The organism is Bacillus sp. AF62, assembly GCF_050312695.1.
Lineage (GTDB): Bacteria > Bacillota > Bacilli > Bacillales > Bacillaceae_G > Bacillus_A > Bacillus_A cereus.
The window spans coordinates 138,837-151,321 of record NZ_JBNPJZ010000088.1 but is presented as its reverse complement, the minus strand read 5'-3'; the positions used below and the strand labels follow the sequence as shown (position 1 = coordinate 151,321).

Genomic DNA, 12,485 nt, shown 5'->3' with positions numbered 1-12,485 from the left:
CTCTTTTTTGTCATTTTTGTTGGTAAGTCGAAATTTCGTGTTGAATCGTTAATATATTGAGAGTTGTGATAGATATACTCAAAAAATCGTAAATATGATAAGGGTGTCACCTTTTGTCTTAAAATCTATATTGTATTTTATAAACAAACTAGTTAAAATTTAGAAAAATAGAAGGGGATAGACGTATGAAACAACAACCAAAAATCGCAGAACTTCTAAAACGAATTGAAACTTCAAAACAGCAAGATGTTGAGCTAGGTACTTATGAAATATATGTGTTTAGTGAAAGTGAATTAGAAAAAGGACAAATCGGTTACCGATATGATAAACATAAAAAGTCATTAATAAGTGAAGAAAACGGAAAGTGGCAAGAAGGATGGATTGCAATTGGATATGAAACGGATATGGGCGATCCAGTTTTCGTAAATATAGATGATGACGCTTATCCAGTTTATACTGCAGAACGTGGTACAGAAACATGGCAGCCAGTTTATATTGGAAATATGGATGAGATTATAGGGCAATTATAAGAAAGACTTTGAATCCGGTGCAAAGTGATGGGAGAGAAGTATGAAGTATATAAAAATAATGAGCATGATTGTATTCATTGGAATATATATGGCCGGTTGTTCACAAGAGCAGCCGAAAAAAGAAACTACATCTTCTATACAAGAGAAAAACAAAGATACCAAAGAAGACGCACCGGTAGAAAAGCAGCAAGAACAAGAAAAGAACGAAGAATCACAAGCAATTCAAACGAATGAGCAAGTAGAACATAAGCAAGAGGAAGTATCATCTGAGGAAAAGAAAGAAGAAACTACGCCAGTGCAGCCAATTGAGCAACCAGTGCAAAATAATGAACAAAAAGTAGAGAGTAATGAAAAGCAAGGAAAGTTTCTCGTCGTTATTGATCCAGGGCATCAACAAAAAGCGAATTTAAATTTAGAGCCGATTGGACCAGGGGCAACAACGCAAAAATATAAAGTGACAGATGGTACAACAGGTGTTGTGACGAAAAAGAGAGAGGCTGTACTTGTATTAGAAATGGCTTTTTTATTAAAAGAAAAGCTTGAAGAAAAAGGGATACAAGTGTTAATGACAAGAACGTCACAAGACGTTGATATAAGTAATAAAGAACGGGCGACATTCGCAAATAATCATAAGGCTAATTTATTTTTACGTCTTCATGCAGATGGTTCTGAAAATCCAAACCAAAGTGGATTTGCTGTATTGACGCCGGCAGAAGGAAGTCCGTATACGAAAGAGATTTATGCGGAAAGTCTTCAAATCTCCCAAACGATAGTAAATAAAATGAGAGAAAATCAGCAAGTGAAAGTAAATGGAATTAAATTTAGGGGTGACCTTTCTGGATTCAATTGGTCCAAAGTACCTGGCGTACTATTAGAACTTGGGTTTATGTCAAACTATGAAGAAGATAAAAAATTATCTGACCCGCAGTATGTAAATTCTTTATTGCAAAGTGTAACGGATAGTGTAGATGCATATCGGAAGAGTAAAGCTTAAGCGCAGTCTTACATGAAAGGCTGCGTTTTTCCATAGGAAAACACTCGTAAATTAGAATATTGTGGATAAATATGACATGCTTAATTTTACCTGCACTTTTTGCCGAATGCTGATACAATAAAGGATGTTACTATTTAGTAGAAAGAGTGGTAAGCATGTTAGATTGGATGAAAAAGCTGTTTAACAAAGAGGAAGAACAAACAGCGATGAATAAAGAAGTACCAAAGCAAATTGAAAGTCAGCCGAAAATTCCTCGTGTAAACCACTACACTGAAGCAAGAGAAGCACAAATGGCAAGTAGGAATGCAGGTAAATGCCGTTTTCCTTTAGTACCGGATAATGGGTTCGATGAAGAGGATGAAAGCGAAGTAAATCGCTTTGAAGAACAACCTGTTCAAGGAGTAGCATATGAAGAACCGACTGCCCAAAGAGGAATAAAGGTGGAAAGAAGCAGACGACCGTATGTGGAAAAGGTTGTTTCTACATATGAAGAACCGGAAGTGCAATATGAACCGGTGCGGGAGTCTGTCGTTAAAAAGGCATCTGCACCTTCGCAAGAGAGTAACCGTAGACCATTTCGTCCAACAGAAATGATTTCGCCAATTTATGGATATAATCGTCCTTCAGTAGAGAAAAAGGTTGAAAAGCAGGAGGAAGTAAAAGAAAGAGAAGATCTTGAAATATCTGTAGAGGGAAAAGCAGTTGTTGATGCATGGTTAGAGAAAAAAGGATATAAATTATCTGATTTCTCAGAAGGGCAAGCAACGTCTTCTGCTCCAGGTGAAGTAGTTGAACAGAAAGGCCAACAGAGTAAAAAAGAAGAAAAATCAGTTGTTGATCAATGGCTAGAGAAAAACGGTTATGAAATTGAACGCCAAGTGCCTTTAGTAGAAGAAAAAGAAGTGATTAAAGAAATGAGTACACCGCAGGAAGTTTCAGCGGATGAATTACTTCATAAAACAGTAGCTGAGCAGATGGAAAGTGCTAAGCTAGAAAAAGATGTAGTGGTGTTAAACGAAAACAATCTACAAGAAGAATTAGTAGCTTCTAAAGTAGAGCACGAGGATACAATATTATCAGAAGAAATTAAACGTAATACAGAAATAAAACAACCTACTATTGAAGTAGAAAAGCAAGCTCCAGAAGAATCAGTGATTGTCAAAGCAGAAGAAAAACTTGAAGAAACAATCATTGTGGAAATACCAGAAGAGCTAGAAGAAGTGGAAGTAATTGCAGAAACAGAAGAGCAAGAAGAAGTAGAAGTAATTGCAGAAACAGAAGAGCAAGAAGAAGTAGAAGTAATTGCAGAAACAGAAGAGCTAGAAGAAGTAGAAGAGTCAGAAGAAGTGGAAGTAATTGCAGAAGCGGAAGAGTCAGAAGAAGTAGAAGTAATTACAGAAACAGAAGAGCAAGAAGAAGTGGAAGTAATTGCAGAAACAGAAGAGCAAGAAGAAGTAGAAGTAATTGCAGAAGCAGAAGAGCTAGAAGAAGTAGAAGTAATTGCAGAAACAGAAGAGTTAGAAGAAGTGGAAGTAATTGCAGAAACAGAAGAGTCAGAAGAAGTGGAAGTAATTACAGAGGCAGAAGAAACAGAAGCGCCTGTAGTAGAGACATTTGTAGCACTTGAGGAAATTCAGCAGGAAGATGAAGTAATTGAACAAAAGAGTGAATTCATACATGTTGCTGAGGCTGATGAACAGACAAAGAACGATGTTCAAAGTTTTGCGAATGTTTTAATTGCAGAAACAGAGGAAAATAGACGAGTTGTAGAAGAAGCGTCAGTCGCGGAAGAACAATCAGTTGTAGAAGAAGCACCAGTCGCAGAAGAACAACCAGTTGTACAAAAAGAAGAACCAAAACGTGAGAAAAAGCGTCATGTACCATTTAATGTTGTTATGTTGAAACAAGACAGAACACGATTAATGGAAAGGCATGCAGCTAGAACAAAGGCAATGCAGCCTTCTGTTGATGTACGAGTAGAGAATAAGCCAGTGCAACAAGAGGTAGTAGAGCCACAAGTGGAAGAACAACCAGTGCAACAAGAGGTAGTAGAGCCACAAGTGGAAGAGCAACCAATGCAACAGGTGGTAGTAGAGCCACAAGTGGAAGAGCAGCCAATGCAACAGGTGGTAGTAGAGTCACAAGTGGAAGAGCAACCAATGCAACAGGTGGTAGTAGAGTCACAAGTGGAAGAGCAACCAATGCAACAGGTGGTAGTAGAGCCACAAGTGGAAGAGCAACCAGTACAACGAGTAGTAGTAGAATCCCAAGTAGAACAACCAATACAGCAAGTAGTGGTAGAGCAAGTACAAAAGCCAATTTCAAGTACGGAAGTAAAAGAGAAGGCATATGTTGTAAATCAAAGAGAGAACGATATGCGAAATGTATTGCATACACCACCGACATATACTGTTCCACCATTAGCGTTGTTGTCAATTCCACAGCAAACAGCGCTAGATAATACAGAATGGTTAGAAGAGCAGAAAGAATTATTAGATACAACGTTTAATAATTTCCATGTTGGAGCACATGTTATTAATGTATCGCAAGGACCAGCAGTAACTCGTTTTGAAGTGCAACCAGACCCAGGCGTGAAAGTAAATAAAATTACAAATTTAAGTGATGATATTAAGTTAAGTTTAGCTGCGAAAGATATTCGTATTGAAGCGCCGATTCCAGGGAAGAGTGCGATTGGGATTGAAGTTCCAAATAAAGAAAGTAAGCCAGTATTTCTTCGTGAAATTTTAAGAAGTCCTGTATTCACAAAGAGTGAATCACCGCTTACTGTTGCGCTTGGACTTGATATTTCAGGGGATCCAATTGTAACGGATATTCGAAAAATGCCGCACGGACTTATTGCGGGTGCAACGGGTTCAGGTAAAAGTGTGTGTATTAACGCAATTTTAACGAGTATTTTATATAAAGCGAAACCACATGAAGTGAAGTTAATGTTAATTGATCCGAAGATGGTTGAGCTTGCACCATACAATTCTGTTCCGCATCTTGTAGCACCTGTTATTACGGATGTAAAAGCAGCAACAGCTGCATTAAAATGGGCAGTTGAGGAAATGGAACGCCGTTATGAATTGTTTGCACACGCAGGTGCTCGTGATTTAACTCGCTACAATACGATTGTAAGTGAGCGAGAAATTCCAGGAGAGACATTACCTTATATCGTTATTGTCATTGACGAGTTAGCTGATTTAATGATGGTAGCACCGGGTGATGTTGAGGAAGCGATTTGTCGTATTGCGCAAAAAGCACGTGCTTGTGGTATTCATTTATTAGTAGCGACGCAGCGTCCATCTGTAGATGTTATTACAGGTTTAATTAAGTCAAATATTCCAACGCGTATTGCGTTTACTGTATCATCTCAAGTTGATTCACGTACGATTATCGATATTGGGGGCGCGGAGAAATTACTTGGCCGTGGTGATATGTTATTTTTAGGGAACGGTACATCTAAGCCAGTTCGTATACAAGGTGTCTATGTATCGGATGATGAGATTGAAAAAACAGTTGATCATGTGAGAAAGCAAATGAAGCCGAATTACTTATTTAAGCAAGAGGATTTATTAGCGAAAACAGAACAGGCTGAGTCGGAAGATGAATTGTTCTTTGATGCATGTCAATTTGTTGTAGAACAAGGGGGAGCGTCCACATCTTCTGTACAGCGAAAATTCCGCATCGGTTATAATCGCGCGGCACGTCTCATTGAAGAGATGGAATCGCAAGGAATTATTTCTGAAGGTAGAGGAACGAAACCGAGAGATGTCCTTATTTCTGAGGATGAATTTGCCGCTATGCAGGAAACAAATGTATAGTAAACGGTTTTGCTGTATACTAAGAGAAAATGTTGGATAGTAAAGTAGGGAGTAAAGCGACATGAAAGAAATTGAATTAAAATTAAAAGGTGAAATAAATAGACTAACAAATAAAACATTTAAATTTGACGAACGTGTTGGAGAAGGTTGGTTCTCTGCCGTTTACTTTTTAAAGACTAGAGAAATCATCGAAGAATTTCGCCCGAAAAGTGTTGTAACGATGCAATTTTTCCAAAAGGAAAATACAGTTCTTTGCGGAACGGATGAAGTAATTGCATTGCTACAAACATTCGCTAAAAATCCTGAGGAACTTGAGATTAACTCTTTAAAAGATGGCGATAAAATTAGTCCATTTGAAACAGTGTTAACAATTCATGGTCCTTATGAGAATTTCGGATTTTTAGAAGGTGTTATTGATGGGATTTTAGCTCGTCGTACATCGGTTGCAACAAACGTATATAATGTTGTTCAAGCTGCACGTAGTGTAGATAAAGAAAAACCAGTTATTTTCATGGGAGATCGTGACGATCATTATACACAACAAGCTGGTGACGGTTATGCAGCATACATCGGAGGTATGAGCGCACAAGCGACGCATGCGATGAATGAATGGTGGGGCAGAAGTGGTATGGGAACAATGCCTCACGCATTAATTCAAATGTTTAATGGTGATGTTGTAGAAGCGGCAAAAGCATATCATAAGAAATTCCCAGAAGATGAATTAGTTGTACTAATTGATTACAATAATGATGTTATTACAGATGCACTTCGTGTAGCGCGTGAGTTTGGATCAACATTAAAAGGTGTGCGTGTAGATACGTCTCGCACAATGATTGATCAATACTTTATTCGCCACCCAGAAGTACTTGGAACATTCGATCCACGTGGTGTAAACCCATCGCTCGTATTTGCACTTCGCAAGGCGCTTGATGAAGAAGGATTCCAGCATGTAGACATCGTTGTAACTGGTGGATTTGATGAAAAACGTATTCGTGAATTTGAAGCTCAAAAGGTACCTGTTGACATATACGGGGTAGGAAGTAGCTTGTTAAAAATGAATATTGGCTTTACTGGTGATAATGTAGAATTAAATGGGAAACCAGAAGCAAAAGCTGGTCGTAAATATCGTCCAAACCCACGTTTAGAGCGTGTTCAATTAGAAAAAAGAGAAGATATGTAAAAGAGAGAAAAACTGATAGGTGATTGACCCTATCAGTTTTTCTGTTATCATAGTATAGCGGCTTCTTTTTTGCTATAATGGACTTGTTATGGACATATAAAGAAGTACGTACGAGTTTATCCTGATAAGTGAAGGGAAAGAATAACTTCACTACATCAAAAATGTATGATGATTACCAAAATAAGAAAAGATTCATATACTGTCTTATAGATAGGCCGTTGTATTAGTTCGAAATGTTGGAGGTTCTTTAAGATGACAGTTTACCATTTTGTAGGAATTAAAGGAACAGGAATGAGTTCATTAGCGCAAATTCTTCATGATATGAAGCATACTGTTCAAGGGTCTGATTATGAAAAGCGTTTCTTTACACAAACAGCGTTGGAAAAGCGTAGTATCTCGATCCTTCCTTTTGATAAGAATAATGTAGAAGAAGGACAAGTGATTATTGCAGGAAATGCATTTCCTGATACGCATGAAGAAATCGTAGCAGCAAAAGAATTAAACATCCCAGTCCATCGTTACCATCATTTCTTAGGTGACCTGATGAGCCAATACACAAGTGTTGCTGTAACTGGTGCACACGGAAAAACATCAACAACAGGTTTGTTAGCCCATGTAATGCAAGGTGCACACCCGACATCTTACCTTATTGGAGATGGAACAGGGCATGGGGTAGAAAATAGTAAGTATTTTGTATTTGAAGCTTGTGAGTATCGTCGTCATTTCTTGTCTTACAATCCAGACTATGCAATTATGACGAATATTGATTTTGATCATCCAGATTATTTTGCAGACATCAATGATGTATTCAGTGCATTCCAAGAGATGGCATTGCAAGTGAAAAAAGGCATTATTGCATGTGGAGATGATGAAGAACTTCAAAAAATTCAAGCGAAAGTACCTGTTATTTTCTATGGATTTGGAGAAGATAATGATTTCCAAGCACGTAACATTCAAAAGAGAACAGATGGCACGATATTCGATGTATTCGTTCGTAATACGTACTATGACACGTTCAAAATTACAGGATACGGCAACCATAGCGTATTAAATGCATTAGCAGTAATCGCGCTTTGTCATTATGAAAACGTTGATGTAGAAGCAGTAAAACATCAATTAACAACTTTTGAAGGCGTAAAACGTCGCTTTAATGAAAAGCCGATGGGAGAGCAAGTAATCATCGATGACTACGCACACCATCCGACAGAAATTAATGCAACGATTGAAGCTGCTCGTCAAAAGCATCCAGAGCGTGAAGTTGTCGCTGTATTCCAGCCACATACATTCTCACGTACAGAAAAGTTCTTAGATGAGTTCGCAGAAAGCTTAAGCAAAGCTGACCAAGTATACTTATGTGATATTTTCGGATCAGCACGTGAAAACAAAGGTGAATTAACAATCGAAGATCTGCAAAAGCGTATTGACGGTGCAGAATTAATTACAGATACAACAACGGATGTATTAAAGAAACATAAAAACGGCGTTCTAATTTTCATGGGCGCAGGTGACATCCAAAAATTCGAAGCAGCTTACGTAAAAGAAGTTCAAGTTGCAGAGAAATAATAGAAAAGACGCATAGCGGTGGCTGTGCGTCTTTTTTGTTGTGTTCAACTTTTATTTATGTATTGACCTAGAGCTAACTCTAGGTTGTAAGATGAAAATGTAAAAACAAGGGGGAGAGAACATGTATAAAATCGGTGAAGTAGCAGAATTAACAGGGATGGGCATTCACACTTTGCGCTACTATGAGAAATTAGGTTTATTACCACCACCAACGCGATATAGTGGTATTCGTCAATATACAGAAGGCGATGTACGTTTATTAAAATTTTTATATTCATTAAAACAAACTGGGATGTCATTAGAAGAGATGGCTGAGTTTGCAAGTGATGGGTGCATTATAGAGGAAATTAGGCAGAAGAAAGAGGAAGTACCAGCGAAAGTAAAAAAGAGAATTTCCATTTTAACAACGCACTTGGAGCGATTAAAAGAACAGCAGGAACAATTGCAAAAAGTTGTTCAGCTAACGGAGGAGAAGTTAGAAATTTATTACGGTTTTCTAGAAGAAAAGGACTTGGAGGCCGGCAATGAAAAATAAAGTATATACGCAGTTATTAGGTTTTGCGATATTTACTGGTGGGACATTTAATGCGTCGAAATATGCGGTGCAGTATTTCGACGTAATTCATATAGCAGCATGGCGTTTTGGGATTGCTGCATTTGTGATGTTATGTTTGTTAAAAATACGAAAAGATTTTGATTTGAAAGTATGGATGCAGAATAGGACCTATTATCTTTTGCTAGGTATTGTTGGTGTATTCGGCTTTAACTTCTTTTTCTTTTTAGGAATGAAATATACAGAAGCTGTTAATGGTGCACTTATTATGGCGACAAATCCTCTCGTTACGACGCTGTTAGCAAGTGTCATTTTACGAGAGAAAATTGTGAAGCGCCAAGCTATTGGAATGTTACTTGCACTAATTGGCGTTGTTTTTGTACTTACACAAGGTTCGTTTACAATACTACAACATTTATCATTTTCAAAAGGGGATTTTTATATTTTATTAGGGAATATTTGCTGGGCGTTATACGGCGTGCTAGGCAGACGGTTTATTAAAACTGGTAATCCAATACAAACGACGACATATACGATGACTATTGGTGCACTTGCCTTTATTATCATATCTTCTACACAAAAAAGTATAGTACCAGTTTTAGAAATTCCTTTGTTGGCATGGGGAGCAATTCTCTTTATGGCAATTGGAATGAGTGTGCTTGGTTACTTATGGTGGAATAATGGAATTGCTCAAATTGGTGCAGCAAGGACATCATTATTTTTTAATCTAGTGCCTGTTGTTACAATACTTATTTCTTTTATTGAAGGATTCAATATAACATCTGCACAATCTGTAGGAATGATATTAGTTATTACGGGAGTATCGTATTCTTCTGGTTTTATACAAAGAAAATCAAAAGACAGTGTTAATATTTAACTTTTTACACCTAAAAATGTTAGAATAATAAGAAAACTAAAAAGGGGACTAAAAAGCATGTTCACACTCCGAGTAGATGACGAAATCGAACTACAATTACTAGAAAAACATCATAAAGAGGAATTATATCAATTATTAGATCAAAACCGTAATCATTTACGAAAATGGCTCCCTTGGGTAGATGGGACAAAATCTGCTGATGCTTATGATGAGATTTTTCCGATGTGGTTAAAGAAATTTGCAGAGGGAGACGGTTTTGAAAGTGGTATACGTTACAAAGGAAAGCTCGTTGGGATGGTAGGTATTCATCCAGTGAGCTGGGGGAAGAAAGCCGCGAGTCTTGGGTATTACCTTGCAGAAGATACTGGAGGAAAAGGCGTTATGACGCGTAGCGTGAAGGCTGTGCTTCAATATGCATTTGAGTATTTAAAATTAAATAAAATGGAAATCCGATGCGGTGTTGAAAATGTGAAAAGTCGCGCTATTCCAGAGCGTTTAGGGTTTAAGTTAGATGGTATTTTACGAGATGAAGAATGGTTATATGATCATTTCCATGATGTCGCTGTATATAGTTTATTAGCTTCAGAGTGGAAAGAAATTCGATGAACGAGAAAATTGGTATTGTTCCGTATGAAAGTACGTTTCAAGAGGAAGTAGTAGATCTTATCGTTCATATTCAGCAAAAAGAGTATAATGTTCCCATTACGAAAGAAGAGCAACCTGATTTACTTGAAATAGAAACATTCTATCAAAAGGATCACGGAAACTTTTGGGTAGCAATTTATGATGGTAAAGTAGTTGGAACAGTAGCTTTATTAGATATTGAGAATCATCAAGTAGCGCTAAGAAAAATGTTCGTACAAAAAGAGTTTCGTGGAAAAGAATGGGGCGCATCACATATGTTGCTTCAAACAGCAATTTCATGGGCTGAGGATAAAAAATTGAAAGATATTTACTTAGGAACAACAGTAAAATTTTTAGCGGCACATCGTTTTTATGAAAAGAATGGTTTTCAAAGTGTGAGTATAGATCAGTTGCCGAAAAATTTTCCAGTGTTACAGGTAGATAAGAAATTTTATAGGTACATTGTGTAAAAGGTCATTTAGAAATGGCCTTTTTCTATGAACTAAAATGGAAATAGTGGTATAATTTGGATTAGGGGGTGTAGGTATGAACTTTCCAATTCAAAGAAGTAAGTCAGTAGTCATTTTTGTTTGTCTTACGTTAGCTTTTATGTGTATATATCCAATTGTCATGCTTTTCACTAATAAAGCGCATTGGATATCGGCGTTGATTGGGATGGGTTTATGCTTCATTGTAAATGTACCACTTGTTTGGGAAGTATTTATTAAAAAACATAAAGTAGAAAATGGCGTATTAAAGTACGGTGTTTTAAATGACGATATTGTATTGAAAGAGATAAGAATAATTCGTCAAGTTAGGAAATCGCTTGAAATTACGACGAATGCATATAAAGTACATATAATTGCGATGCCGCAAAATATGAATGAATTTTTGGCGCTTATCGAGAAAGAAAATCCGCATGTGAAAATAGAAATGGTAGGTAAGAAATGAAATATGTAAAACCTTTGTTTTGTTTGGAAATTTTGCTTGTGTTTGCTATTTGCACTAGAGTATATATGAAATGGGATCTGCCCTTATATGAACCAATATTAATAGGTACTATCGCAGTGGCGCTTTTATATTATTTTCATTTTCAGCAAACAAAAAGTAAGAACAGTAGATCGATATAGGGTGAGGATAATAAAAAACGCTCGGATATAATTCCGAGCGTTTTTTATTATTTTAAGTTCTCTGGGTTTAAAGCTTCTAGTTCAGGTACAACGAAGCGTCCGTCTTTACGGATTAGTACGTCGTCGAAGTAAATTTCACCGCCGCCGTATTCAGGGCGTTGGATGCATACTAAGTCCCAATGGATGTTTGAGTTGTTACCATTCCATGCATCGTCGTAAGCTTGTCCAGGAGTGAAGTGGAAGCTGCCATCGATTTTTTCATCGAATAGGATGTCTCCCATTGGATGTAAGATGTATGGGTTTACGCCAATTGCGAATTCACCAACGTAGCGTGCGCCTTCGTCTGTATCGAAGATTTTGTTAATGCGTTCTGAATCGTTTGCAGTTGCTTCAACGATTTGGCCGTTCTCGAACTTAAGTTGTACATTTTCAAATGTATAACCGTTGTAAGGAGATGGTGTGTTGTAAGAAACTGTACCGTTAACAGAGTCACGAACTGGTGCAGAGTATACTTCACCATCTGGAATGTTTAAATGACCTGAGCATTTAATTGCTGGAATGTCTTTAATAGAGAATGTTAAGTCAGTTCCAGGACCAGTTAAACGAACTTTATCTGTTTTATTCATTAATGTAACAAGGCTATCCATCGCCTTATCCATTTTACCGTAGTCTAAGTTACATACTTCAAAGTAGAAGTCTTCGAAAGCTTCTGTACTCATTTTAGCAAGCTGTGCCATAGAAGCATTTGGATAGCGAAGAACAACCCAGCGTGTTTTTGGAACGCGAATGTCTCTATGAACTTTTTTGCCAACTGTTTGGCCATGAACTTTCATACGCTCACTTGGAACGTCAGCTTGTTCATTAATATTATCGCCAGAGCGAAGACCGATATAAGCGTCCATGTCTTTCATTACGCTTGCTTCATATGCAGCGATTTGTTCGAAATGTTCTTCAGTAGCACCCATTAATAAAGAGCGATCTACTTGATGATCTTTTAAAGAGACGAATGGGAAACCACCAGCTGCATATGCTTCTTTTACAAGTGCAGTTACAAGTTCTTTTTGTAAGCCAAAGTTTTCAATTAATACTTTTTCACCTTTTTGTAAGCGGATAGAGTAGTTAATTAAATTGTATGCTAACTTTTCAATACGTGGATCTTTCATATGTAAAGCCTCCCTACTAATTATGTATCCTCTCCTATTGTAACCTA

12 protein-coding genes are annotated in these 12,485 nt (G+C 37.3%); 11 read left to right on the top strand and 1 reads right to left on the bottom strand.

Annotated elements, in window-relative coordinates; translation table 11 throughout:
* Nucleotides 1–185: 185 nt before the first annotated feature.
* The 11 genes from ACQRBL_RS23495 (at nucleotide 186) to ACQRBL_RS23445 (ending at nucleotide 11,275) form a co-directional block, all read left to right on the top strand.
* Nucleotides 186–530 carry a hypothetical protein gene (locus ACQRBL_RS23495; protein WP_000813348.1) on the top strand — a complete coding sequence of 115 codons (345 nt, stop codon included), beginning with the start codon at nucleotides 186–188 and terminating at the stop codon, nucleotides 528–530.
* 40 nt (nucleotides 531–570) lie between these two features.
* Nucleotides 571–1,524: an N-acetylmuramoyl-L-alanine amidase gene (locus ACQRBL_RS23490; protein WP_023523194.1), complete on the top strand. Its 954-nt coding sequence runs from the start codon at nucleotides 571–573 to the stop codon at nucleotides 1,522–1,524.
* Between the two features lie 155 nt (nucleotides 1,525–1,679).
* Complete coding sequence (locus ACQRBL_RS23485) at nucleotides 1,680–5,348, top strand: DNA translocase FtsK (protein ID WP_411995751.1); 3,669 nt, start codon at nucleotides 1,680–1,682, stop codon at nucleotides 5,346–5,348.
* A 61-nt stretch (nucleotides 5,349–5,409) separates the two neighbouring features.
* Entirely contained in the window at nucleotides 5,410–6,528 is a 1,119-nt protein-coding gene (locus ACQRBL_RS23480) for a nicotinate phosphoribosyltransferase (RefSeq protein WP_411995752.1), read from the top strand.
* Between the two features lie 252 nt (nucleotides 6,529–6,780).
* Nucleotides 6,781–8,091 carry a UDP-N-acetylmuramate--L-alanine ligase gene (gene murC / locus ACQRBL_RS23475; protein WP_000219469.1) on the top strand — a complete coding sequence of 437 codons (1,311 nt, stop codon included), beginning with the start codon at nucleotides 6,781–6,783 and terminating at the stop codon, nucleotides 8,089–8,091.
* Nucleotides 8,092–8,212: 121 nt separating this feature from the next.
* The gene (locus ACQRBL_RS23470) at nucleotides 8,213–8,626 is read left to right on the top strand and encodes a MerR family transcriptional regulator (protein WP_000276605.1); all 414 of its coding nucleotides are present in this window, start codon (nucleotides 8,213–8,215) and stop codon (nucleotides 8,624–8,626) included.
* Nucleotides 8,616–9,521, top strand: coding sequence for a DMT family transporter (locus ACQRBL_RS23465; protein WP_411995753.1), 906 nt, complete (start codon nucleotides 8,616–8,618; stop codon nucleotides 9,519–9,521). Before ACQRBL_RS23470 ends, ACQRBL_RS23465 begins: the two co-directional genes overlap by 11 nt.
* Before the next feature lie 57 nt (nucleotides 9,522–9,578).
* Nucleotides 9,579–10,127, top strand: coding sequence for a GNAT family N-acetyltransferase (locus tag ACQRBL_RS23460; protein WP_000494680.1), 549 nt, complete (start codon nucleotides 9,579–9,581; stop codon nucleotides 10,125–10,127).
* On the top strand, nucleotides 10,124–10,615 hold the full coding sequence (locus tag ACQRBL_RS23455) for a GNAT family N-acetyltransferase (RefSeq protein ID WP_411995754.1): 492 nt from the start codon (nucleotides 10,124–10,126) through the stop codon (nucleotides 10,613–10,615). The genes ACQRBL_RS23460 and ACQRBL_RS23455 overlap by 4 nt, the downstream gene beginning before the upstream one ends.
* Before the next feature lie 76 nt (nucleotides 10,616–10,691).
* Nucleotides 10,692–11,096 (top strand): PH domain-containing protein, encoded by a 405-nt coding sequence (locus ACQRBL_RS23450; RefSeq protein WP_063548790.1) that lies wholly within the window; start codon nucleotides 10,692–10,694, stop codon nucleotides 11,094–11,096.
* On the top strand, nucleotides 11,093–11,275 hold the full coding sequence (locus ACQRBL_RS23445; protein ID WP_023523191.1) for a hypothetical protein: 183 nt from the start codon (nucleotides 11,093–11,095) through the stop codon (nucleotides 11,273–11,275). The genes ACQRBL_RS23450 and ACQRBL_RS23445 overlap by 4 nt, the downstream gene beginning before the upstream one ends.
* 47 nt (nucleotides 11,276–11,322) lie before the next feature.
* On the opposite strand, the gene ACQRBL_RS23440 is transcribed toward ACQRBL_RS23445, so the two are convergent.
* Nucleotides 11,323–12,438, bottom strand: a complete 1,116-nt coding sequence (locus ACQRBL_RS23440) for an aminopeptidase (protein WP_000654729.1) — start codon at nucleotides 12,436–12,438, stop codon at nucleotides 11,323–11,325.
* Between the last annotated feature and the right edge of the window lie 47 nt (nucleotides 12,439–12,485).